The sequence below is a fragment of the Sediminicoccus rosea genome (assembly GCF_033547095.1).
GTDB lineage: Bacteria > Pseudomonadota > Alphaproteobacteria > Acetobacterales > Acetobacteraceae > Roseococcus > Roseococcus rosea.
The window spans coordinates 2,076,535-2,099,054 of record NZ_CP137852.1; the positions used below are offsets into that span (position 1 = coordinate 2,076,535).

A 22,520-nucleotide genomic window follows, 5' to 3' on the forward strand; every position below is an offset into this window, starting at 1 on the left:
CGCCGGCCTGCGGCTAATCCGCCCGGATATTCGCCGCCCGCACCACCTCCCGGTAGCGCGCGAGCTCGGCCTGGAGCAGCGCGGCCATCTCCTCGGGCGTCCTGCGCCAGGGCGTCATCCCGATCTGGCCGAGGCGCTGGCGGAACTCGGGCTCCTCCTGCATCGCGTCCAGCGCGGCGGCGAGGCGGCGGAGGATGGCGGCATCGGTCCGGGCAGGGGCGAAGAGGCCCTGCCAGGCCAGCATCTCCACGCCCTGGAAGGCGGGCAGGCTGGCCAGCGGCGGCAGGCCCTCGATGACGCGGAGCGAGGAATTGGCGAAGCCCTTGATCCGCCCCTCGCGCAGCAGCGGCGCCGTGCTGGTGACGGTGAGCACGGCGAGGTCGAGCCGGCCGGCGATGAGGTCGGTCGGGATCTGCGCGGCGATGCGGTAGGGCACGTGCTCCAGCCGGATGCCGGCGCCGCGGGCGATGATCTCGCCCCAGAGGTGCAGCGAGGTGCCGGTGCCGGAGGTGGCGAAGGTCAGCCCCTCCGGCCGGGAGCGCGCCAGGGCCAGCAGGCTGTTCAGGTCATTCGCCGGCAGGTCGGGCCGGCCGACCAGCGTGAGCGGCAGCGAGGCCAGCATGCCGATGGGCGCGAAGTCGCGCAGCGGGTCGTAGCGCACGGCGCCCGGCGTGACGAAGGGCGAGATGGTGAAGGGGCTCTCCACACCCAGCAGCAGCGTGTAGCCATCGGGTGCGGCGCGGGCCACGCGCTCGGTGCCGATGGTGCCGCCGGCCCCCGGCGCGTTCTCCACCACCACGCTCTGGCCGAGGCGGCGGGTGAGTTCGGCGGCCGCCAGCCGCGCCACCGTGTCCACATTGCCGCCGGCGGCAAAGGGCACGACGAGGGTGATGTTCCGCGTCGGCCAGGACTGCGCGAGCGCGGACGTGGCGAGGGGGGCGAGCAGCAGGGCGCGGCGGGGGATCATGCGAGGCTCCCTTGGGGAAAGATCTCGGCGGCCAGGGCATCGAATTCCTGGGCGAAGGCACCTTCGAGGTGGCGGCGCGCGGGCTCCGGCAGGAAGGAGCCGCGGATGCCGTTCAGCATGAAGCCGCGCAGGTCCGGCAGGCCGAAGCCGAAATCCTCCACCATCATCCGCCAGCAGCGCGTGGGGGTGACCTGGTGCAGCGGCGGGTCGTCGGTGTTGGGATGGATCAGCAGCCCGGCTTCCGGCATGCGGGCCAGCGGGTGGCCCTCGGGCCAGTTCTCCAGCGTGCGGAGGTAGTAGGAATTGGTCGGCACCACGGTGAAGAGGATGCCGCGCTCGGCGCAGCGCGCGGTCAGCGCCGGGTCCTCCAGGACGGTGTAGCCGTGGTCGATGCGGTCCACCTCGCAAAGGTCGATCGCGGTCGCGATGTTGCGCGGGTGGCAGCCGAATTCGCCGGCATGGGCGGTGAGCTTGAAGCCCGCCTGCTTCGCCATGCGCCAGGCGCGCCAGAAGAGCTCGGGCGGGCGGTCCGTCTCGCGGTAGTCGATCCCCATGCCGATGATGGCGTCCCGCCGGTGGGCCAGCATCCATTCGGCCACCTCGGTCGCGGCCTCGGGCGGGGCCTCGCGGTCGATGGACGGGATCAGCAGGGCGGAGACGCCGAAATCGGCCGCCGCATCCGCGAAGCCCGCCAGGATGGCGTCGGCGCCCTTGGCGTAGCTGAACAGATGCGCCGTGCCGGTCGGGTTCCAGAAGATCTCGGAATGGCGCACGCCATGCGCGGCCGCATCCTGCAGGTGTTCATAGGCGATGCGGTGCAGGTCCCGCGCATCGCGCAGGATGCGGCTCTCCAGCGCGCGCAGGATGTGCAGCACGCCCTTGGGCTTGGCGTCGCGGGCGTAGAGCGATTCCGCCTCGGCCGCGGGCATGCCGCAGCGGGCGGCCATCTCGGCGAAGGTGGATTGCCGCACCGCGCCCAGCAGATGGACGTGCAGGTCCACCTTGGGCAGCGCGTGGCAGAAGGTTTCGAGCCGTTCGGTCATCGGCGCATCCTGCCACGCCGGCGGGGAGATGACAGGCCCGGCCCCGCATGCGACGAAGCGGCCCATGCAGAAGCCCGCCAACCCCCGTTTCTCCTCCGGCCCCTGCGCCAAGCGGCCCGGATTCTCGCTGGATGCGCTGCAAGGCGCGCTGCTCGGCCGCAGCCATCGCGCGGCGGCACCCAAGGCGCGCCTCGCCGAGGTGATCGAGCGCTCCCGGGCCATCCTCGGCATGCCGGCCGATTACCGGCTGGGCATCGTCCCCGCCTCGGACACCGGCGCGGTCGAGATGGCGCTGTGGAGCCTGCTTGGCCCCCGTGGCGTGGATGTGCTGGCCTGGGAGAGCTTTTCCGCCGAATGGGCGCATGACATCCAGGCCGAGCTGAAGCTCACCGATCTGCGCCTGCTCAAGGCACCCTACGGCCAGCTGCCGGATCTCTCCGCCGTGGATCCGGCGCGGGATTGCGTCTTCGTCTGGAACGGCACCACCAGCGGCGTGCGCCTGCCCCATGCCGACTGGATCAGCGATGCGCGCGAGGGGCTGACCATCTGCGACGCGACCTCGGCCGCCTTCGCCATGGACCTGCCGTGGGAGAAGCTCGATGTCGTCACCTGGTCCTGGCAGAAGGTGCTGGGGGGCGAGGCGGCGCATGGCATGCTGGCGCTCTCGCCGCGCGCGGTCGCGCGCCTCGAATCCCACAAGCCGGCCTGGCCGCTGCCCAAGGTGTTCCGCCTGGCCAAGGGCGGCAAGCTGATCGAGGGCATCTTCCGGGGCGACACGATCAACACCCCCTCCATGCTCTGCGTCGAGGATGCGCTGGACGGTCTGCGCTGGGCCGAGGGGGTGGGGGGGCTGCGCGCCCTCGTCGCCCGCGCCGAGGGCAACCTCGCCACCATCGCGGGCTGGGTGGAGCGCAGCGACTGGGCGCGCTTCCTGGCCGATGAGCCGGCCACGCGCTCCTGCACCAGCGTCTGCCTGCGGATCGTGGCGCCCTGGTTCACCGCGCTCGATCCGGGCGTGCAGGCCAAGGCCGCCGCGCGGCTCTCGGCGCTGCTGGAGGAGGAGGGCGTGGCACTCGACGCCGCCAGCTATCGCGACGCGCCGCCAGGCCTGCGGATCTGGTGCGGCGCGACGGTGGAGCAGGAGGACGTGGCCGCCCTGCTCCCCTGGCTTGATCAGGCCTTCGCGCGCGTCACGGCCGAATTCGCGGGCTGAGCGCGCCCGCCGAGACGCCAGCCATGCCGGCCGGCCCAGGGCGAGGAAGGCTCCAGCGCCGCCGCGTCGAGCAGCGCCTCGCCCATGGCGCGGATGCCGCGGTGGCGGCGCGTGACCACATGCTCGCCGATGTTGCGCAGGAGCCGCTGCCAGCGCCGCGTGAGGGGCGCGGCCGAGAGCAGATAGGCGCCGCGCGACTGCTCCTGCGTCATCTGCCGCCAGAGGGCGGCGGCATGCGTCGCATCCGCGCCCGTGGGCGGCGCGTCGCCCGGCCGCCGCTTGCGGAAGACGATGGAGGTGTGCGCCAGGTTCTCGCCCGCGCAGGGCGTGAAGCCAGCCTGCCAGGCGGCGGCGACCAGCGTCTCGGGCGTGAAGTTCCAGATATGCGCAGCGTGGAAGGTGTTGGCGAGCTGCTTGCGGATGCCGGCCAGATTCGGCACCTCGATGAAGAGCAGGCCCTCGGGGGCCAGGGCGGCGTGGATGCGGCGCATCGCGGCCCAGGGATCGGTCAGGTGCTCCATGACGTGGTTCATGGTGACGAGGTGCAGCGCCTCGCGCGGAAATTCGGGGCTGTCCCAGCCGCCCTGGCGGATATCCACCTCATATTCGCGGCGGGCGAATTCGGCATAGCCCCAGTTGGGTTCGAGGCCGGTGGCGGCGAAGCCCGCCTCGCGCATCACGAAGGTGAACTCGCCCGAGGAGGCGCCGATGTCGAGCACGCGCGCCTTGGTGGATGGAATGGGGGCGGGCAGCAGCGGCGCCAGGCGGCGGGCGCGGGCCATGGCGCCGCGCAGGGCGCGCAGCGCATGCTTGCGCTTGGGCGTGAAGCCGCCCTTGTATTCCAGGCGATAGCGGGTCGCGTAGAAATCGCTGACCGCGCTCTCGTCCGGGATCTCGGCATGGCTGACGAGGCCGCAGCCGGTGCAGAGGGCCGTCTCCAGCGCGGCGCCGCCGCGGCCGCGATCGGCCACGAGGCGGCGCGTGGCGGTGCCGCAGAGCCGGCAGGGGCTTGCCGGGAAATCCTGACCGATCTTCATGCGCATCTCCATCGTCCGGGGCGCGGCCTAACGGGCGGGCGCCCCGGCGGGCTGACGCGGCGTGTCAGCGCGATGTCAGGAAGGGCGGGCTAAGGGGGCATATGCGGATCCTGGTGGTGGAGGATGAGGCGGGCATCGCGCGGGACGTCCTGCGGGCCCTGGCGCATGCGGGTTTCGCGGCGGAGCACGTGGCCGAGGGCGGCGCCGCCTGGGAGCGCGGCGGCACGGAGGCCTTCGACGCCGCCATCCTCGACCTCAACCTGCCCGGCGTGGACGGGCTCTCCCTGCTGCGCCGCTGGCGGGCGGAGGGGGTGGGCTTTCCCATCCTCGTGCTCTCGGCCCGCGCCACCTGGGCGGTGCGGGTGGAGGCGATCGATGCGGGCGCCGATGACTACCTGGTGAAGCCCTTCGCCATGGAGGAATTGCTGGCCCGGCTGCGCGCCATCCTCCGCCGCAACGCGGGGCTTGCCGGGAATGTGCTGCGCGCGAGCGGCCTCGCGCTCGACACGCGGGCGCGGCGGCTGACGCGGGATGGCGAGGCGGTGGAGCTGACGCCGCTGGAATTCCGCCTCATCGCCTATCTGATGCACCATGCCGGCCGCGCCGTTCACCAGACCGAGCTGATGGAACATCTCTACGCCGACGAAGCCGACCGCGCGGACAATGCGGTGGAGGCGCTGGTGGCGCGGCTGCGGCGCAAGATCGGCCCGGAGGCGATCCGCACGCGGCGCGGCCATGGCTATGTGATCGAGCCATGACGCGCTCGCTGCGCGCGCGCTTCGCCTGGGCCGGCCTCGCCATGACGGCGGGGCTGATGCTGGTGCTGGGCCTCGTGCTGCAGGGCCTGTTCGAGCGCCATGTGGAACGCGAGGCGGAGGTGCAGCTGGAGGTGGATCTTCGCATCCTGGCCCGCGTCGTCGCGACGGGCGAGGGCATCGCCGCCCGCCTGCCGCCGCTGCCCGACCCGCGCTTCGCCGAGCCCTTCTCGGGCCTCTACTGGCAGATCCGTGACACGCGGACGGGCGAGACCTGGCGCTCGCCCTCGCTTGGCGGCTTCACGCTGGAGATGCAGCCCGCGCCGCCCCGCCCGGGCGAATTGCACCGCGTCATCCTGCGTGGCCCCGGGGGCGGCAAGATGATCGCCCTGGAACGCGAGCTGGGCGAGGCGCCGGGCGGGCCACTGCGCGCCGTGGTGGCGGTGGACCGCAAGGTGCTGGACGCCACCAAGCGTGCCTTCTTCTGGGAGTTCCTGCCGGTCCTGGCCTTGCTGGCCCTGGCCATGCTGGTCGCCTCCCTGGTGCAGGGGGTGATCGCGCTCAGGCCCATCGCGGATGCGCGGCGGGCGCTCGCCGCGCTGCGCGCCGGCAAGCGCGAACGGCTGAGCGGCGCGCTGCCGGCGGAGCTGGACGGCCTCGCCCAGGATTTCGACGCTCTGCTGGAGGGGCAGCGCCGCGCCTCGCGCATCGCCCGCGAACGCGCGGCCGACCTCGCGCACGGGCTGCGCACGCCGCTTGCCCTGCTGGCCGCCCGCGCGCGGGAGCTGGAAGGCCGGGGCGAGCTGGAGGCGGCGGCCGAATTGCGCGAACTGGCCGATGCCATGCAGGCGCGGCTCGCGCGGGAACTGGCGCGGGCGCACATCCATGGGCCGCCGCGCCTGGGCGGGCGCGTGGCGCTGGCGCCGCTGGCCCGCCGCATCGCCGATGCGCTGGCCCGCTCCCCCGCGGGCGAGCGCCTCGCCTGGGAAGTGGCGGTGCCCGACGGGCTGACGCTGACGGGCGATGAGGGGGACATGCTGGAGCTGCTCGGTTCGCTGCTCGACAATGCCGGGAAATGGGCGCGGGCGCGGGTGCGCGTCATGGCCGAGGCCGCGCCCGAGGGCCTCGTCCTCCGCGTCGAGGATGACGGGCCGGGCATCGCGCCGCAGGACCGCCGCGCGGCGCTGACGCGGGGTGTCAGGCTGGATGCCTCGGTGAGCGGGACGGGCCTCGGCCTCGCCATCGCGCAGGACATCGTGGCCGCCTATGGCGGCGCGCTGGAGCTGGAGGCGAGCGAGTGGGGCGGGCTCGGCGTGCGGATCACGCTGCCGCCGGGCGGCGGTCAGACCTCGACGACGACGTAGTCTTCCTCGACGCGCACGGGGAAGGTCTCGGCCTGCAGCGCCTCGCCCTTCTCGACGCAGGCGGGGAAGGCGCGGACCTTCATGCGGCGCGGGTCGAAGCGGGACTTGCCGGTGCGGATGTCGAACTCCCAGGCATGCCAGGGGCAGCGGATGATCTCGCCGGCGCGGCCATAGCTGTATTCGCCGGGGCAGGGGCTCTCGACCAGGCCCATGACCGGGCCAGCGGCGAGCGAGCCGCCCTGGTGCGGGCAGCGGTCGGAGAGGGCGAAGAACTCGCCGCCCAGGTTGAACACCACGACGCGCTTGCCATTGGCCTCGACCAGGCGCCGTTCGCCGGGCGGGATTTCGGCCACCGGCGCAACCACGTGCCTCATCTCAGAAGCCGTAGAGCTTGCGCGCATTGCCGCCATAGATCGCGGCGCGCTTGTCCTCGGGGATGAAGCTCGGGATCGCGGTGCGCGGGTCGTCGAAATCCCAATGCGGATAGTCGCTGGCGTAGAGGATCTTCTCCCAGCCGATCCAGCTCATGCAGTCGAGCAGGTGCTCGGGCCGCGGCGGTTCCTCGATGGGCTGGGTGCTGACCCAGATCTGGTCTCGGATCTGCTGCGAGGGCAGGCGCTTCATGGCGGGCAGCTCGGACTTGAGCATGGGCCAGTGCCGGTCGAGCCGCCACGCGACGCTGGGCAGCCAGCCGAAGCCGCATTCGATGAGGATGATGCGCAGCTTCGGGAAGCGTTCCAGCACGCCCTCGATCACCAGCGAGTTCACAAGCGACTGGCAGGACGTGGCGTGCTCGCTCACCTCCTCGATGTAGAAGCTGGGCCAGCCGCCATTGGTCATCGCCCAGCCGCTATAGCCGAAGGCATGGATGCCGATGGGCAGGCCCGCTTCCTCGGCCGCCTCGAAGATCGGCCAGTATTTCGGATTGCCGAGCGGGTGGGAGGTGCGGCTCATCAGCAGCACCTGGCAGAAGCGGGGATCACCGGCGCGCTTGCGGATCTCGCGCGCACTCGCCTCGGGGTCCTCATAGGGGACGACGACGCTGGCGCGCAGTCGCGCGTCGCGATCCACCCAGGTGGCGAGCTGCCACTCATTCACGGCGTGCGCCATGGCCACGGAGAAGGGATTGTTCTGGTCGCCCTGTGCGGTCGGCTGCAGCGGGTTCAGCACGCCCACATCCACGCCGTGGAAGTCGAGCATCTGCTCCTGCATGAAGGCGAGGTCGGAGGCCGGCGTGCCCTCGGCGGGCCAGGCGTCGCGGCGGCAGGCGAGCGGCTGCGACTTGAAATAGGGCGTGCCCTTCACGAAGCCGTGGCGCGGGCGGATGCCGAAGGTGTTGAGACGCTCGCGCATCTCGGCCGAGAGCCAGGGCTCGTAGTCGTTGATCGAGCGCGGGCGGGGGTGGATGTCCACATCCACCAGGCCTTGCGTGGCGGCGAGGGGACGGCCCAACCCTTTTGAATGGGGGGCGGCTTGCGGGCGGATCACATTCATGGGGTCACCTCCAGGGCGAGCCGATCATAGGTGGAAAGCGCGTTCTCCACGCAGATTTTCCGCGCGAGCCCGGCATCGAGGCCGGGCGGCAGGCGCGGCGGGCCGTCGAACTGCCAATGCGGCCAGTCGCTGGACCAGAGCAGCATCTGGTCGCTGCCCAGGTGGTCCATCACGCGCTGCACGGTTTCCGCATCCTCCGGCGCGTCGAAGGGCTGGATGGAGAGGCGGACATTCTCGCGCACCACGTCGAAGGGATTGCGGTCGAGCCAGGGGACCTCGAAGCGCACGCCCTTCCAGCCCTTCACCAGGCGCCAGAGGAAGGCCGGCAGCCAGGAGACGCCGGATTCCAGCAGCACGACCTTGAGTGTGGGGAAGCGGACGAAGACGCCCTCGGTGATCAGCGAGGCCATGGTGCTCTGGAAGGCCTGCTGGTTCGCGGCATAATCCTCGGCATACCAGGACGGCCAGCCCAGCGAGGTGACCGGGTTGCGATAGGCCGTGCCGGCATGGATGGCGAGCGGCAGGTTGTGCTTCACCAGCGCCTCGAAGACCGGCCAGTTGTGCCGGCGGCCGAGTGGTGTCTCGCCCATCACCAGCACCATGGCCTGCACGAAGCGGGGATCGGGCGCGCAGCGTTCGATCTCGGCCACCGCATGTTCGGTGTTGAACATGGGCAGCACGATGGAGCCGGCGAGGCGCGGGTCGGCGTCCAGCCATTCGGCGCGCGTCCAGTCGTTCAGCGCCGAGGTGAAGGCATGCGCCATGTCCTCGTTGAAGACGAGTTGCACGCCATAGAGCGGCGTCACGATGCCGCGCGAAACCCGCCACGGGTCCAGCACCTGCTCGCGCAGATGGCCGATGCGCGAGGCGGGCCATTCACCGGCGGGGCGCCAGTCGGCGCGCACGGTCTTGGGCGCCTTGGGCGGATAGGCCTGGGTGTCGAAGCCTTCCATCCCGCGCAGCGTGATCTGGTCCCGCCAGAGGTCGGGCAGGTAGGGCGCCAGCGCGGACAGCCCCGGCACCATGGGATGGAGATCGGCGTCGATCGCGCCCGCGGGCAGGTCCATGGCTCGTTTCCTTTCCGGGGAGCTTGCCATGGGCCCGGCCCAGCGGGAAGCGTCAGCGGCAGACCGTCCGCCCATCGTCGCGGCGCCAGCAATTGCGGCGCGGCGGCGGCTGCGGCGTGGTGACGACGCCGACCGCCGCACCCGTCAGCGCACCCGCCACGGCGCCGATCGCGGCCCCCTGGCCGCCGCCCGCCAGCGCCCCGATCGCGGCGCCGCCGCCCGCGCCGATCAGCGCGCCGCCGGCGGCGCGCTGGCCCTGGTTGTAGGGATTGGTGCAGCCCATGGTGCCTAAGGCGAGCGCGGCCAGCAGCAGGGTCATGGGAATCGGTCGTGTGCGCATGGAAACCTCCTTGGTCGGGGAAGGTTTCCCGCGCGAAAAAGGCGAAAAGATGGGCGGGTCCTACAACTTGCAGATGTGAATCGTGCGATCCTCGATCAGCGGCTCATAGGCGGCACGGGTGCGCGCGAGGCGCGGATTCTGCGTGTGCGCCTTGAAGGCCGCGTCATCCGCATAGACCTCGTAGAGCATGACGCGCGAGAGATCGGGCCCTTCCTTGCTGCCCGGCTGCAGCACGTCGAAGCGCTCGCAGCCCGGCTCGTCGGCCAGGGTGCCGGCCGCGTGGTCGCGGATGATGGCATCGAAGGCGGCATGCGCGCCGGGCTTCAGCTTGAATTCGACGACGAGGGCGATCTTGGCCATGGGGCTCTCCGGTGTTTCCGGGCGCCATTGCGGGGCCTCCGCGCGCCCCCGTCAATCCGGCCCGAGGCGGCAGAGCTGGGAGGAGCGGCCCTCGATCAGCGGCGCGAAGGCGGCCTTGGTCGCCTCATGCCGCGGCTTCGCCCAATGCGCCTCGCGCGCCGCCTGGTCGCGGAAGACCTCGTAGAGCATCAGGCGCAGGGGGTCGGGCCGGCCTGCCGCATCCATCGCCTCCAGCACGTCGAAGCGCTCCAGACCCGGCTCATCCGCGAGGCAGGCGGCGGCGTGGCGGCGCATGAGGTCCAGCAACGCCGCGTGGCAGCCGGGCCGGACCTCGAAGGTGACGATCAGGGCGATCCTGGACATGCGGAATGCTCCTCGCGCTCGGCGTCGTGCGGTGGCATATCACGGCCCAACAGGAGGAACACATGACCCGCATCACCCGCCGCACCCTCGGCGCCGCGCTCCCGCTTCTCGCGACACCCGCGCTTGCCCAAGGGGGGGGGCAAGGCGGCTTTCCGCAACGCAACGTCACCATCATCGTGCCCTTCGCGCCGGGCGGCAGCACCGATGTGCTGACGCGGCTGATGGCCGAGCGGATGACGCAGACGCTGGGCCGCCCCGTGCAGGTGGAGAATCGCCCGGGCGGCAACACCATCGTCGGCGCCGAAGCCGCGGCGCGCGCCGCACCCGATGGCCACACGCTGCTGATGGCGGCCGGCACGACGCTGACGGTGAACCCCATCATCCAGCGCAACCTCTCCTACAAGATCGAGGATTTCGCGCCGGTCACGCTCTGCTCCACCTTCCCCTTCGCGGTGATCGCCCGCCATGACGGCCCGCGCGACATCCCGGCGCTGGTCGCCGCCGCCCGCGCGCGGCCGGGCCGCATCACCTACGGCACCAACGGGCCGACGACGCTGACGAATGTCGCGATGCTGATGGTGCTGGAGCGGCTGGGCGTCACGATGCAGGACGTCACCTATCGCGGCGACGCGGCGCAGCTGAACGACTTCCTGGCCGGCAATCTCGACCTGCTGGTGGTGGCGGGCAGCACGGCGCTGCCGGTCCATCGCAACAACCAGGGCCGGATCCTCGGCTGGACCAGCGCGCAGCGCGTGCCCTCCACGCCCGACGTGCCGACCTTCGCGGAATTCACGCCGGGGCTGGAGGCGTTGAGCTGGTTCGGCCTGCTGGCGCCGGCCCGCACGCCGCCCGCCGCCATCGAGGCGCTGAACGCCGCCGCCGTGGCCGCGCTGGGCGATGAGCGCATCCGCGACCGGCTGACGAATGACGCGCAATTCGTCCAGGGCAGCACGCCGGCCGAGTTCAGCCGCTTCCTGGCCGCGCAGCTCGAGGCCTGGAGGCCGGTGCTCAGCCGCATGGAAGTGCCGCTGAACTGAGCTGTGCCGCGGCCGGGACGGCGCCCGGGTGCGCGATGCGGCATGCATCAATTGTCGAGAATTGTGCGCGGGGCGCGGGCCGCCTTGGCTTGGCCCCGCACTCGTCTAGGTTGAGGCATTCAGCGCATCGTTCCGGATTTGAGCGGCTTCCTTCACGCCCCCACCGTCCTTTTCGTCGCGGGCTTCGTCGGTCTGATCGGCAGCCTGCTGCTGGTGCGGAACAGCGAGCATGGCGGCCGGGCGAGCGGCCGCCCGGTGCCCACCGCCTGGCTGATCGCCTCGATCATGCAGGCGCTCGCCTCCTTCGGGCATGCGCTGCGCGGCGAACTCCCGGCCTTCCTGGTGTTCACGACGGTGAACGCCGCGCAACTGCTCGCGATCAGCCTGCTCTGGCTCGGCGCGCGTCGGATGGCGGGGCATGCGGTGGCGCGCTGGATCGCGCTGCTGCCCTCCGCCATCTGGGTGCTGGCCTGCCTCGTCCCGGGCTTCCTCGAATCACCGGGCGCGCGCCTCGCGCTCTATGCGCCGCTCGCCAATGGCGCGGCGCTCTGGGCGGCCTTCGAGATGTGGCGCGTGCACCGGCGCGAGGGGCTGCGCGCCGCGCTCGACATGGCGGTGCTTGTCACCATCGTCGTGCTCGGCCTGCTCGGCGTCGTGCTGTATTCGGCGGTGGTGCCGCCCACGCAGGCCGGGCCGCAGGCCTTCTTCTCGGTCATCCCGGCACTGCTGACGGCGCTCTACGGCACCACGCTGCCCTTCCTCATGCTGGCGGTGACGCGCGAATGGGATGCGCGGGAGGAGGGCGCGCGCGCCGCCGTGCTGCTGCGCACCGGCCGCGCCCAGGTGGAGCGGCTGCATGCGGGTCTGCCGGCCGAGATCTTCCTCTGCGACGTGGCGCCCGACGGCGAGATCAGCCTGCTCTATCGCGGCGGCGACATGCAGACGGTGACCGGCTGGCCGGCGGATGAACTCGCGCGGCGGCCCGATCCCGCGACGCTCGCCCATCCCGGCGATGCGACGCTGGCGGACAAGCTGCCCCGCCTGCTGCTGGAGGGACGCGTCGGCTATGAGTGGCGGATGCGCCAGCCCGGCGGCGGCTGGCGCTGGCTGCACACGCTGGTGCGCGTGCTGGAGCGCCCGCCCGAGGGGGGCGCCGTGATCGTCGGCTACACCATCGACATCCAGGCCCGGCACGAGGCGGAGGCGCGCGCCATGGCCGCGGCACGCCTCGCCTCGCTGGGCGAGTTGGCGGCCGGCATGGCGCATGAGCTGCGCCAGCCGCTGCAGGTCATCTCGCTCGCCGCCGAACTCGGCCAATACGCGGCGCGCGAGCGCGACCTGGACGAGGTGAATGTGCGGCTGGAGCGCATCGTCGAGCAGACGCAGCGCACCTCCCTGCTGCTCGACCGGCTGCGCCGCTTCGCGCGCGGCGCCGAGGCGGAGGCGCCGATGCAGCCCGTGCCGCTGGCCGAGGCGGTGGCGGGCGCGCTGGAGCTGGTGCGCCGCCCGCTGCTGGACCACGGCGTGGCGGTGGAGCTGGCGCTGGGCGAGCCGCCGCCCATCCTGCAGGCGCAGGAGATCCTGCTGGACCAGCTGCTCTCCAACCTGCTCCGCAACGCCTGTGACGCGCTGGCCGAGCGCCCGCCGGGCGCGACCCGGCGCATCCGCATCGCGGCCGAGCCCGGGCCGCCCGGCATGGTGCGGATCACCCTCGCCGATACGGGCGGCGGCATCGCGCCCGAGGTGATGGCACGGCTCTTCGAGCCCTTCGTGACGACGAAGGGGCCGGACAAGGGCACGGGCCTTGGCCTGTCCATCTGCCATGGCCTGGCCACGGGCATGGGCGGCACGATCGAGGCGCGCAACGAGGGGGAGGGCGCTGTCTTTACCCTGACCCTGCCGGCGGCGCCCGCCGCCTGAGGGCGCGGTGCGCGCGTGGATGTCAGCGCGCGGGCTCGGCCGCCACCTCGGCCGCGGCGAGGGTGACCTCGAAGCAGGCGCCGGCGCCCTCGTTGCGGCCCTGGAGCTTGGCGCCCATCCGCTCGGCGAGCCCGGCCGCGACGGAGAGGCCGAGGCCGATGCCGCGATCCGGCCCCTTCGTCGTCACGAAGGGCTCGAAGAGGCGCTCCATCACCTCGGGCGCGATGCCGCCGCCATTGTCGGCGACACTCAGCCGCACCTCGCCCCCCGCCCGCGTGGCGCCAATGGTGAGCCGGCGCGGCACGCCGGGCGGCAGGCCGGCCATGGCGTCGCGCGCATTGCCGATCAGCGTGACCAGGATGTGCTCCAGGATGGTGCGGTCGCAAAGCACCACGGGCGCCTCGCGCCCCAGTTCGACGCTCACCTCCACGTCGCGCAGCAGCCCGCTGGTCAGCGCCAGCGCGCCGCCCACCGGCTCCGCGAGCGTGACGGGCTTGATGGGCGGCCGCTCCTCCGGCTGGCTCGCGAAGCGGCGCAGATCCTCGATGATGCGCGAGGCGCGCAGCGCCTGGTCCATGATGACGTCGAGGGCGCGCCGCGCCGCCTCCTCCGCCGGGCCGTCCAGCGCGGCCTGGGTGTTCTCGGCCGTCAGGAGGATCGCGGTCAGCGGCTGCAGCAGCTCATGGGCGAGGCCGGTGGACATTTCGCCCAGCGAGGCGAGGCGCGAGGAGGTGATGGCCCGCGCCTCGGCCCGGCGCTCGCGGTCGATGTTCAGCGTGTAGGTCAGCACCTCGGCGCCGCCGCTCGCGTCGCGGCGCAGGCAGATGGCGCCGCGACGCACCCAGCTCCAGCCCCCGTCGGGGCGGCGCAGCCGCACCTCGTCCCGATGCGTCCCCTCGCGGATCGTACGCAGCAGCATGCTCGGCAGATCGGGCGCGTCGGGGGCGAAGAGATGGCGCGCGTCGTTCCCGCCGCGCAGCCCCGCCGCGGGCCAGCCGGTCACGGCGGTGATGTCGCCCTCGCGGAAGACGAGGGTGGAGGCGCCATCGGCCGTGACGCGGCGCACCGTGACGACGACGGGCAGCGCGCCCAGGATGCGGGCCATCTCGGCCCGGCCCTCGCGCAGCACCGCCGCCTCCTGCCGGGCCGCGATGAGCGAGGCGCGGCGGGCGAACCAGGCGGCCAGAGCGATGCCGATGGCGACGGCGGCACTGCCCACCAGCAGCCAGCGCAGCGCGGCCCAGGCCGTGGCCTCGATCTCCGCCACGGGCTGCGCGACCACGACCGTCCAGCCCGGGGCGGCGGTGAGGCGCTCCACGGCATAGACATTGGGCTGGTTCTGCCAGCCCGGGCCGGTGACGAGGATGCGCTGCACCCCCGCCACGGCCGGGCCCACCCAGCCTGGCGCCGACACGCCGGTGCTGCGCCCCGTCGCATCACGCGAATGGGCGAGGATGCGGAGATTGCCGTCCGCGATCGCGGCGAAGCTCTCGCCGCGCAGGCCGAGGTGCCGCACCATGGGGCGCAGCAGGGCGGGCGGGTAGTTGAAGCGCAGCAGGTGCGCCACCTCGCCCTCGCGGATCACGGGCAGGGTGATGGCGAGGCTGAGCGGTTGCCCCTCCTGCTCCACGAGGTCGGAGACGAGGGCCTGCGGCCGGCGCTTGGGGTCCGTCCCGGGTGGGCCCGGCGGAAGCACTTCGATGCGCCCGCCCAGCTCCTCGCCGATCCGCCCGATGTCGCGGATCGCGCCGGCATCGGGCACGCGCGGCAGCAGCCGGGGCGAGGTGGCGATGGTCCGCAGCGCGACCTCGAGCAGGCCGAGCTCGGCATCCACGGCGCCGGCGAGCGCGCGCGCGGTGTCGGCGAGGCGGGCATGTTCGGCGCGGCGATAGGCGGCGAGGCTCGTGCTCACCGCCGCGCCGAGGAAGGCGAGCAGCCCCAGCAGCAGCGCCAGCATGGCGCAGAGGCGATTGACCTCGATGCGCTTGCGGGCCTCCAGGGCACTGGCCGCGATGACGGGGGCGAGGGGTTGCACGGAACGCTTTCTACCGAACAGCGCGGATGGTGCAGCCGGTGCGCGGCTTCGCAAGGCGGATCGCGCCTGCTCGACAATTCTCCGCAAAGACAGGGCAGGCCTGTGTTACAGCCCGCCTGTCACGTACCATTCCGCCGCGTGACAGCCCGCTCATGCGCGCGGGTGACCGCCGCGTCCAGCTCGGCCAGGCGGAAGGGCTTCTGCACGAATTCCAGCCGCCCGCCCGGGGCCAGGTCGTCGAGGTCGCGCGGCATGGCGTGGCCCGAGATCAGCACCACCTCCAGCGCATCGGCCGCGCCACGCCCGGCGAGCGCGCGCATGGCAAGTTCGAGTCCGTTCTCGCCGGGCATGCGGATGTCGGTCACCAGCACGGCGATCTCGGGGTGGGCGGTGAGCAGCGCCATCGCCTCCTGCGCCGAGCCGGCCTGGAGCACCGGGCTCCAGCGGCGCGAGAGGGCCCGGGCCATCTCGCGCAGGATGTGCGGCTCGTCCTCCACCAGCAACAGGCTGACAGATTCGCTCATGTGGTTTCGCGCTCCGGCGTGGCCAGCGGGAAGTCGAGGGTGAATTCGGCGCCCCCGTCGGCGTTGCGCACCCGGATGTCGCCGCCGAAGCCGCGCATGGCCGAGTGGCAGATGGCGAGGCCGAGGCCGGTGCCCTTGTCGCTGGGCTTGGTGGTGAAGAAGGGCTCGAAGACGCGGCCCATCGCCTCGGGCGGGATGCCGCCGCCGGTATCGGCGAAGCGGATGGTCAGGCGGCCGGGCGTCTCCTCGACCTCGGCCGTGATCGAGATTTCGCGCGCGGCGCCGGCCGGCAGGGCGGCCAGCGCGTCGCGCGCATTGAGGAAGAGGTTCACGAAGACCTGCTCCGCGCCGACGGCATTGGCGCGGATCGGCGGCAGGATGGCGGGCAGGCGGTTGTGCAGGGTGATGCCGGCATCGCGCAGCGCGCCGCGCACCAGCAGCATCGCGCCCTGCACCACCGTCTCGAGCCGCACCTCGGCCAGGGCCTGGCGCTTGTCGGGGCTGCTGAAGAGCCGCAGGTGCTGCACCACCTCCTTGCAGCGCGCGGCCTGCTGGGCGACGAGATCCAAGGTCTCCAGCGCATCGGGGATGCCCGCCGCGCCATCCTCGTCCAGCGCGGCGGAGGCGTTCTCGGCGGCGAGCGAGATGACGGCGAGGGGCTGGTTCAGCTCATGCGCCATGTTGGCGGCGAGTTCGCCGAGCATGGTCAGCCGCGCGCTGGCGGCGGCCCAGGCGGCGGTCTCGCGCTGCTCGGTCACGTCGAGCAGGTAGCCCACGATGTCGCGCGCATCGGGCCCGACGCGCCGCGCCTCCTCGCGCAGCCAGCGCCAGCTGCCATCGGCCCGGCGGCAGCGGTATTCGACGAGGGCCTGGCCCTCGGTCAGGACGTGGCGCCGGAAATCGGCGCGCAGCGCGACCGTGGCCGCGTCCATCCGCTCCGCGGCCGCGGCGGGGTCGAGAAGCACCTCGGGCGGCCAGCCCGCCACGCGATGCAGGTTGGGCGAGGCGAATTCGGTGCGGAAGCAGGCGGCCTCCAGGCGGCCCGCATAGATGGCGACGGGCGCCGCCTCGAGCAGCTGTTCGAGCCGGGTCCAGGCGGTGGCGGTGGCGGCGCGGTCTGCCTCGGCATCGGCCAGCAGGCGGCGGGTGGCGCGCAGCCCCGCGCCGCGCAGCAGCGCCAGCAGCCCGCCCGCCAGCAGCAGCATGATCAGCGCGAAGGACGCCCAGGCCCAGCGCTGCAGCGCCACGAAGGGCTGGGAGACGATCGCCCAGTCCTCGGCGGCGGCCACCAGCAGCCGCCCCTCCGGCACCTTGCGGAAGCACATCAGCAGGTCCCGCCCGTCGAGCGCGCTGGGCGCGCGGAAGCTGCCGCGCGGCGCGTCACGCGCGGCGCGCACCGCCGGATGGTCGCCGAGTGGCGGGCGGGCGAGCTGCGCCTCGGCGTCTCGGCTGCGCGCGAGCAGCGCGCCGTCATCGAGCCGCATCAGCGCGGAGAGCGCGCCTTCCGCCGTCGAGATCTCGGCCAGGCGGCGCGACAGCAGGAGCGGGTCGAGCGAGACGATCGAGACGCCGTCAAAGCGGCCCTCCGCGTCGTGCAGCGGGTAGCTGAGCTGCAGGCTCCAGCGCCCGGAGATGCGGCCGATCAGCGGCTCGCTGACGAAGAGCGCCGCGGGGCGGTCCACATGCACCCGCACATGCTCGCGGTCAGCCAGCGGAATGGGCGCCCAGCCGGGCACGCTCGAGAAGGAGAGCACGCCCCGCGCATCGGTGGCGGCGATCTGCAGGATGCCGAGCGCCTCCTGCGCCGCGACGTCGGTGAGGTAGCCGCTGATGGCCTGCGCGCCGTCCCGGTTGCCCTGGCGCAGCAGGTCGCGCTGCAGCTGCTGCAGGACATGCACGCGCTGGATCGCCTCCAGGGTGCCTTGCAGCGTCTGGTGCAGCGCATCCACGGTGGAGAGGCAGCGCGCCTTCACCTCGCGCGCCAATTGCCGTTCCTCGTGCCGCAGCAACAGGAAGACGCCGCCCGTCCCGGTGGCGAGAACCGCCAGCCAGAAGCCGGCAGCGGCGATCCAGACCGGCCGTCCGGGGAGGCGTCCCTCCCGGCGGGGCTCAGCCATGGCGTGGCCTGGCGGGCGGGGTGGCCGCCGCGTCGAAGCCCACGAAGACATAGCCCACGCCGCGCAGCGCATGGATGCGGCGCGGCCCGTCGCGCTCGGGCTCGATCTTGCCGCGCAGCTTGGCCACCAGCGTGTCGATCGCGCGGTCCTCGACGCGGTAGGGGCGGCGCAACACGCGGCGGTGGCATTCCTCCCGGCTCACGGGCTGGCCCTGGCGCTCATGCAGCAGGTGCAGCAGCTCGAACTCGGAGGAGGTGAGGTGGACGATCTGCCCCTGGGGGTCGCGCAGCGTGCGCTCGGCCGCGGAGAACTCCCAGCGGGCGGCCGGGGGCTGGGTGGCGGGCAGGGCGGCGCCGCGGCGCAGCGCGATGCGGATGCGGGCCAGGATCTCGCGCGGGGGGGCGGATTTCACGATGTAGTCATCGGCGCCGCCCTCGAGTCCCGCGATCCGCGTCGCCTCGTCCTCGCTGCCGGTGAGCATGATGCAGGGCATGTCCGAGGTGGCGCGCAGGCGCCGCAGCACCTCCATGCCGGTGGCGCCGGGCATCATCTGGTCGAGGATGACGAGGTCGGGCGGGACGTCGGGCAGGGCGGCCAGGAAGGCCTCGCCCCCGTCATAGGCGAGGGCGGTGAAGCCCTCGCGCCCCAGCAGCCGGGCGAGCTGCGCGCCGAAGGCGGGGTCATCATCCACGACGGCGATCTTGGCGGTCACGGTGTCCAGGCGGTTCCAAAGGGTTGTGGCCCGGGGCGGAATCTTCGCCCCGGGCATGATTCCTGCCATGGTAGGACCGGCGCGCGGCGGCGTGAATACGCCACCTGAACCCTCCAACAAGTAGAGCTTTCAGGCATGGGCGTGGCCGGCATTTGCGATTGGCGCAAATTCATCCGGACATCTTCGCAAAAGGAGAATATCGATGACCAACCAGCGCCCCATGGCACAGTAAGACTAATTTTGAAGAGTTTTGTATTGTATCGGTGTGCTTTGTAGACAGCATGCATGCTTTGGCTGAACTCAACATGAACGCGATGGGGCCGTCGCTGGAGCCCCTGTGGCCTGGGCACCGACGCGGCTTCAGGCGGCCCGCCGGGGGCAGCTTGCCGCGCGAGGACGAAGCGGCGATCCCCCCGCCGGATGGCGGTTGATCAAGAATTCCAGAGCGATACAGGGGGCGGGCGGCAGTCCTGTCCGCCCCGCGATGGACGAGGCGCTTCGCCCCGTGCTTCATTGCGCGGGCACAACCATAGGCTGTAATTTTCGAAAATTCATGCGGCAACCGTTTGGCGATTGTGGATTTTTGTACCTGTGCTTGTGCAGCCGCCGCCAGGCGCGCAACTTCATTCGCGGATAGGCAGGAAAGTATTGCGTGTGACGCAGTCGGTCACTTCATCATGCCGGCAAGGCCCCGGAGCGGGCCGGACCGGCGCTCCGTCCCACGCCTTGCCTCAACAACGCGGGGAAACCGAGACATGTCCGACATGATGCCCTCCGTCACTGCCGGTGGCAGCGCACGGCGCCAGCGCCTGGACCGGGACCTGGACGCCGAGATCGGCCGACGGCTGCGCGCACGCCGTCGCGCGCGGCAATTGACGCTGCAGCAGCTGGCCGAGATTTCCGGCCTCACGGTGCAGCAGATCCAGCGCAGCGAATCGGGTGCGGCGCGCGTCACCGTCGTCGTGCTGCTGCGTCTGGCCGAGGCGCTGCAGACGCCGCCGCTCGCCCTGCTGCCCGACATGGCGCCCGAGGCCGGCGCTGAGACCGCCGAGGCGGAGTCCGAGGAATCCCCGGGCTCCACCGCGCATGACCTCGCCATCGGGCTGGCCCAGTATCTCTGGAAGCAGGGGCATTCGCGCGGCGGTTCGCGCTGAGACCAACGCTCACCGCCGGGTGAGGCGGAGCGCGAGGCCGAGGGCGAGCAGCGCCGCCGGCAGCAGCAGCAGGCCTTGCGGCGTGCGCCGCCGCGCTGATGCCTTGGGGCCGCCGCCCAGCCCCCCGTCCAGGCGCACCAGCCCCTCCCGGTCATGGGGAATCGCCGGGGTGAGCGTCGGGGCCACGGGTTCCTTGCCGCTCCAGGCGCGGGTGAATTCCGCGCCGAGCAGGAAGATCGCCGCCGAATAGTAGAGCCAGAGCAGCACGACGGCGAGCGAGCCCGCCGCGCCGAAATCCTCCGAGACCGCCGCCCGGCCGATGTAGAGGCCGATCGCCGCCTTGCCGAGCGTGAAGAGCAGGGCGGTCACGATCGCGCCCACCACCACATCCCGCCAATGCAGCCGCCGGTCCGGCAGGATCTTGAAGACAGCCGCGAAGAGGCAGGCGATCAGCGTGAAGGAGAGAGCGAAATTGGCGGCGCGCAGCAGCCAGGCCGCCGCCTCGCGCCCCGCCGTCAGCCATTCGCCGAGCGCGGCGATCCCGGCACTCGCGATCAGCGAGGCCAGCAGCAGGAAGCCCGTGGTGCCGACCAGGCCGATGCTCAGCGCCCGGGCGCGCAGGAAGGCCGCGATCATGCTGCCCTCGCCCGCCAGCGCGGGCGCCTCGGTTTTCCAGATGGCGTTCAGCGCGGCCTGCAGCGCGGCGAAGGCGCCCGATGCGGTGATGATCAACGTGGCGAGGCCGATGGCGAAGGCCCAGCCGCCGCGCACCTGGCCCAGCGCGCGCGCGGCCATCTCCTGCACCGTCGCCGCCGCCTCGCGCCCCAGGAGGCCGCGCAGCTGCGTGGCGAGTGCGGCCTGCACCTCGGCCTCGCCGAAGAGCAGGCTCGCGATGCCGGAGGCCAGGTAGATCAGGGGGCCGAGGGAGAAGAGGGTGAAATAGGCGATGGCCGCCGCGCGGGTCAGCGCGTCATCCTCGATGAAGCCCCGGAGCGTGTCCCGCCCCAGCCGATACGCGCCGCGCAAGATGAGCCCCCCGGTTGCAGCCCGCGCAACGCGGGGCCGCGCCGCGGGTTGCGCCGCTCAGTGCAGGCGGGGCGTCTTCAGGTGTCGCGCGCGGTCCGTGCTGGTGATGGCGAGGTCGAGCTGGCGGGCGCCGCGCGCCAGCGTCAGCCGCACCTCCGCCCCCGCCGGGCCGGCCGCGCGCACCGCCGTCCAGAGCGAGGCGAGGTCGTTCACCTTGCGCCCATCCACGGCCACGATGCGGTCGCGCGGCTTGACGCCCGCGCGCTCGGCCGGGCCGCCCTTGGCGAGGGAGCCGACGCCCACCTCCTCGTCATCCTCGGTCGCGTAGAGGCCAAGCCAGGGGCGCGCCGGGCGGCCGGAATGGCCGGTGCGGCGCAGCGTCTCGAGGATGGGCAGCAGCTCGCCCGTCGGCACCACCATGTTGAGGTCGAGCCGCTTTCCGCCCCGCTGCCCCTGCTGGAGGATGAGCGAGCCGATGCCGGCCAGCCGCCCCGTCGCGTCGAACAGGCCGGCGCCGCCCCAATGCGGATGGGCGGGGGCGGTGAAGATCGCGTTGTCCAGCAGGTATTCCCAATAGCCCGCGAAGGGCTGGCGGGCCGCCACGGTGCAGGCCAGCGCGTGGCTGAGGCCACCAGCCGCGGCCAGCACGCCCTGCGCGCCATGGCGCATCGCCTCCGAGTCGCCGAGCTCGGCCACCTTCTGGCCGGGGATGCGGCCCAGCATCTGCACCAGGCCGAAGCCCGTCTCGAAATCCATGGCGAGCGGCGTGCCTTCCACCACCCGGCCTTCATTGTTGGTGATCCAGATGGTCTCGGCCTCGGTGATCAGGTAGCCGATGGTCAGCACCAGGCCGCCCGCGTCGATGACGACGCCCGAGCCCTCGCGCTCCACGCCCAGGGCGGCGGCGGAGGTGGCATCGGGCGGCACGAAGGACTTGAGCGCGACGACGGTGGCGAGGCGCGATTCCAGGTCGAAGGCGAATTCGGTGGGGTCGGGCTGGAAGGCGTCCGGCACCTCCCATTCGTCGTCGTCATCGTCAGGCATCGCGCAGCGTCCTTGTCATTCGCCCTTATATCAGGCCTCAGGCCAGGAGCGAATGCGCCATCTCGAAGCAGCGGGCGACCGTCGCGGCGCGGATGGCGGCGCGGTCGCCGGGGAAGATGCGGCTTTCGGCGATGATCGCGCCGCCGCGCCGGCCCGCGCCCATCCAGACGAGGCCCACCGGCTTGAGCAGGGAGCCGCCGCCCGGGCCAGCCACGCCGGTGCAGGCGATGGCGATGTCGGTGCCCGCCGCGCGCAGCGCGCCCTCCACCATCCGGCGCGCCACCTCCTCGCTCACGGCGCCGACGCGCTCGATCAGCGCGGGGTCCACGCCCAGCATCGCGGTCTTGGCCGCGTTGGAATAGGTGACGTAGCCCGCCTCGACACTGGCTGAGGAGCCGGGGATGGCGGTGAGTGCGGCGGCGATCAGCCCGCCCGTGCAGCTCTCGGCGGTGGCGATGGTCAGGCCGCGCGCCTGCAGGGCGGCGAGGAGGCGGGCGGCGTCATCCAGCGTGGTCTCGGGCAGCATCAGCGGATTCCGAAAGGGGCGAGGAGGAGGAGGATCACCGCCGCCATGGCGCCGGCGATGACGTCATCGGCCATCACGCCGAAGGGCCCCTTCTGCCGGTCGGCCCAGCCGACGGGGCCGGGCTTGGTGATGTCGAAGAGGCGGAACAGCGCGAAGGCGAGAACCACGCCGAGCCAGCCCGTGGCGGCGGCGAGTGCGAGGGATTGCCCGGCCGCTTCGTCCACGACCACCCAGCCGGGATCGGCCGCCGCCTCGGGCAGGCGGGTCAGCGCCCAGTAGCCGAGGCCGGTGAAGAGAAGCGCGGCCAGCAGCGCCACCCAGGGCGGCAGGAAGGCCAGCGGCAGCACGGCGGCCGAGCCCCAGGTGCCCGGCGCCGGGCGGAGGAAGCCGATGCCGCCCAGGGAGGCGATGGACCTCAACGG

The 22,520-nt window shown here is 72.5% G+C and carries 23 protein-coding genes; 6 read left to right on the forward strand and 17 right to left on the reverse strand.

The features are described 5' to 3' along the window. Positions 1 to 13: 13 nt before the first annotated feature. Positions 14 to 967: a Bug family tripartite tricarboxylate transporter substrate binding protein gene (locus tag R9Z33_RS09990; protein WP_318651145.1), complete on the reverse strand. Its 954-nt coding sequence runs from the start codon at positions 965 to 967 to the stop codon at positions 14 to 16. Continuing rightward, the gene (locus R9Z33_RS09995; protein ID WP_318651146.1) at positions 964 to 2,010 is read right to left on the reverse strand and encodes an adenosine deaminase family protein; all 1,047 of its coding nucleotides are present in this window, start codon (positions 2,008 to 2,010) and stop codon (positions 964 to 966) included. The genes R9Z33_RS09990 and R9Z33_RS09995 overlap by 4 nt, the downstream gene beginning before the upstream one ends. Positions 2,011 to 2,038: 28 nt before the next feature. On the opposite strand from R9Z33_RS09995, the gene R9Z33_RS10000 reads away from it, so the two are divergent. Then, a complete protein-coding gene (locus tag R9Z33_RS10000; protein ID WP_318651147.1) occupies positions 2,039 to 3,223 on the forward strand; it encodes a phosphoserine transaminase in 1,185 nt (394 codons plus the stop codon). Here the strand turns inward: R9Z33_RS10000 and R9Z33_RS10005 are convergent. After that, the gene (locus R9Z33_RS10005; protein WP_318651148.1) at positions 3,184 to 4,260 is read right to left on the reverse strand and encodes a class I SAM-dependent methyltransferase; all 1,077 of its coding nucleotides are present in this window, start codon (positions 4,258 to 4,260) and stop codon (positions 3,184 to 3,186) included. The two genes, R9Z33_RS10000 and R9Z33_RS10005, sit on opposite strands and share 40 nt — an antisense overlap. A gap of 101 nt (positions 4,261 to 4,361) precedes the next feature. Between R9Z33_RS10005 and R9Z33_RS10010 the strand changes: the two genes are divergently transcribed. Beyond that, on the forward strand, positions 4,362 to 5,018 hold the full coding sequence (locus tag R9Z33_RS10010) for a response regulator transcription factor (protein WP_318651149.1): 657 nt from the start codon (positions 4,362 to 4,364) through the stop codon (positions 5,016 to 5,018). Continuing rightward, positions 5,015 to 6,379, forward strand: a complete 1,365-nt coding sequence (locus tag R9Z33_RS10015) for a sensor histidine kinase (RefSeq protein ID WP_318651150.1) — start codon at positions 5,015 to 5,017, stop codon at positions 6,377 to 6,379. The genes R9Z33_RS10010 and R9Z33_RS10015 overlap by 4 nt, the downstream gene beginning before the upstream one ends. Here the strand turns inward: R9Z33_RS10015 and R9Z33_RS10020 are convergent. Genes R9Z33_RS10020 through R9Z33_RS10045 form a run of 6 tightly spaced genes read right to left on the reverse strand, consistent with a single transcriptional unit; the run spans position 6,358 to position 10,003 of the window. Further along, positions 6,358 to 6,753 (reverse strand): Rieske (2Fe-2S) protein, encoded by a 396-nt coding sequence (locus tag R9Z33_RS10020; protein ID WP_318651151.1) that lies wholly within the window; start codon positions 6,751 to 6,753, stop codon positions 6,358 to 6,360. The genes R9Z33_RS10015 and R9Z33_RS10020 overlap by 22 nt on opposite strands. Position 6,754: 1 nt before the next feature. Continuing rightward, positions 6,755 to 7,873, reverse strand: a complete 1,119-nt coding sequence (locus R9Z33_RS10025; RefSeq protein ID WP_318651152.1) for an amidohydrolase family protein — start codon at positions 7,871 to 7,873, stop codon at positions 6,755 to 6,757. Further along, positions 7,870 to 8,940, reverse strand: coding sequence for an amidohydrolase family protein (locus tag R9Z33_RS10030; RefSeq protein WP_318651153.1), 1,071 nt, complete (start codon positions 8,938 to 8,940; stop codon positions 7,870 to 7,872). The genes R9Z33_RS10025 and R9Z33_RS10030 overlap by 4 nt, the downstream gene beginning before the upstream one ends. A 52-nt stretch (positions 8,941 to 8,992) precedes the next feature. Next, positions 8,993 to 9,280, reverse strand: coding sequence for a YMGG-like glycine zipper-containing protein (locus R9Z33_RS10035; RefSeq protein WP_318651154.1), 288 nt, complete (start codon positions 9,278 to 9,280; stop codon positions 8,993 to 8,995). A gap of 60 nt (positions 9,281 to 9,340) precedes the next feature. Continuing rightward, positions 9,341 to 9,640: a putative quinol monooxygenase gene (locus R9Z33_RS10040; protein WP_318651155.1), complete on the reverse strand. Its 300-nt coding sequence runs from the start codon at positions 9,638 to 9,640 to the stop codon at positions 9,341 to 9,343. Between the two features lie 51 nt (positions 9,641 to 9,691). Continuing rightward, positions 9,692 to 10,003, reverse strand: coding sequence for a putative quinol monooxygenase (locus R9Z33_RS10045; RefSeq protein ID WP_318651156.1), 312 nt, complete (start codon positions 10,001 to 10,003; stop codon positions 9,692 to 9,694). 62 nt (positions 10,004 to 10,065) lie between these two features. Here R9Z33_RS10045 and R9Z33_RS10050 point away from each other — a divergent pair, with 62 nt between their 5' ends. Further along, positions 10,066 to 11,040, forward strand: a complete 975-nt coding sequence (locus R9Z33_RS10050; RefSeq protein WP_318651157.1) for a Bug family tripartite tricarboxylate transporter substrate binding protein — start codon at positions 10,066 to 10,068, stop codon at positions 11,038 to 11,040. 138 nt (positions 11,041 to 11,178) lie between these two features. Beyond that, positions 11,179 to 12,960: a sensor histidine kinase gene (locus tag R9Z33_RS10055; protein ID WP_318651158.1), complete on the forward strand. Its 1,782-nt coding sequence runs from the start codon at positions 11,179 to 11,181 to the stop codon at positions 12,958 to 12,960. A gap of 22 nt (positions 12,961 to 12,982) precedes the next feature. On the opposite strand, the gene R9Z33_RS10060 is transcribed toward R9Z33_RS10055, so the two are convergent. From R9Z33_RS10060 to R9Z33_RS10075, 4 genes are all read right to left on the reverse strand, one after another. Next, a complete protein-coding gene (locus R9Z33_RS10060; RefSeq protein WP_318651159.1) occupies positions 12,983 to 14,995 on the reverse strand; it encodes a sensor histidine kinase in 2,013 nt (670 codons plus the stop codon). Positions 14,996 to 15,114: 119 nt separating this feature from the next. Beyond that, positions 15,115 to 15,519 carry a response regulator gene (locus tag R9Z33_RS10065; protein ID WP_318651160.1) on the reverse strand — a complete coding sequence of 135 codons (405 nt, stop codon included), beginning with the start codon at positions 15,517 to 15,519 and terminating at the stop codon, positions 15,115 to 15,117. Continuing rightward, positions 15,516 to 17,636, reverse strand: coding sequence for an ATP-binding protein (locus R9Z33_RS10070; protein WP_318651161.1), 2,121 nt, complete (start codon positions 17,634 to 17,636; stop codon positions 15,516 to 15,518). Before R9Z33_RS10070 ends, R9Z33_RS10065 begins: the two co-directional genes overlap by 4 nt. Continuing rightward, complete coding sequence (locus R9Z33_RS10075) at positions 17,629 to 18,348, reverse strand: response regulator transcription factor (RefSeq protein ID WP_318651162.1); 720 nt, start codon at positions 18,346 to 18,348, stop codon at positions 17,629 to 17,631. Before R9Z33_RS10075 ends, R9Z33_RS10070 begins: the two co-directional genes overlap by 8 nt. 755 nt (positions 18,349 to 19,103) lie before the next feature. Between R9Z33_RS10075 and R9Z33_RS10080 the strand changes: the two genes are divergently transcribed. Continuing rightward, on the forward strand, positions 19,104 to 19,502 hold the full coding sequence (locus R9Z33_RS10080) for a helix-turn-helix domain-containing protein (RefSeq protein WP_318651163.1): 399 nt from the start codon (positions 19,104 to 19,106) through the stop codon (positions 19,500 to 19,502). Between the two features lie 9 nt (positions 19,503 to 19,511). On the opposite strand, the gene R9Z33_RS10085 is transcribed toward R9Z33_RS10080, so the two are convergent. The 4 genes from R9Z33_RS10085 to R9Z33_RS10100 are packed head-to-tail and all read right to left on the reverse strand — an operon-like array spanning position 19,512 to position 22,517. Next, positions 19,512 to 20,528 (reverse strand): YihY/virulence factor BrkB family protein, encoded by a 1,017-nt coding sequence (locus tag R9Z33_RS10085; RefSeq protein ID WP_318651164.1) that lies wholly within the window; start codon positions 20,526 to 20,528, stop codon positions 19,512 to 19,514. 57 nt (positions 20,529 to 20,585) lie between these two features. Beyond that, a complete protein-coding gene (locus R9Z33_RS10090) occupies positions 20,586 to 21,572 on the reverse strand; it encodes a S1C family serine protease (protein WP_318651165.1) in 987 nt (328 codons plus the stop codon). A gap of 37 nt (positions 21,573 to 21,609) precedes the next feature. Beyond that, positions 21,610 to 22,098, reverse strand: a complete 489-nt coding sequence (locus R9Z33_RS10095; RefSeq protein ID WP_318651166.1) for a CinA family protein — start codon at positions 22,096 to 22,098, stop codon at positions 21,610 to 21,612. Beyond that, on the reverse strand, positions 22,098 to 22,517 hold the full coding sequence (locus R9Z33_RS10100) for a phosphatidylglycerophosphatase A family protein (protein ID WP_318651167.1): 420 nt from the start codon (positions 22,515 to 22,517) through the stop codon (positions 22,098 to 22,100). Before R9Z33_RS10100 ends, R9Z33_RS10095 begins: the two co-directional genes overlap by 1 nt. Between the last annotated feature and the right edge of the window lie 3 nt (positions 22,518 to 22,520).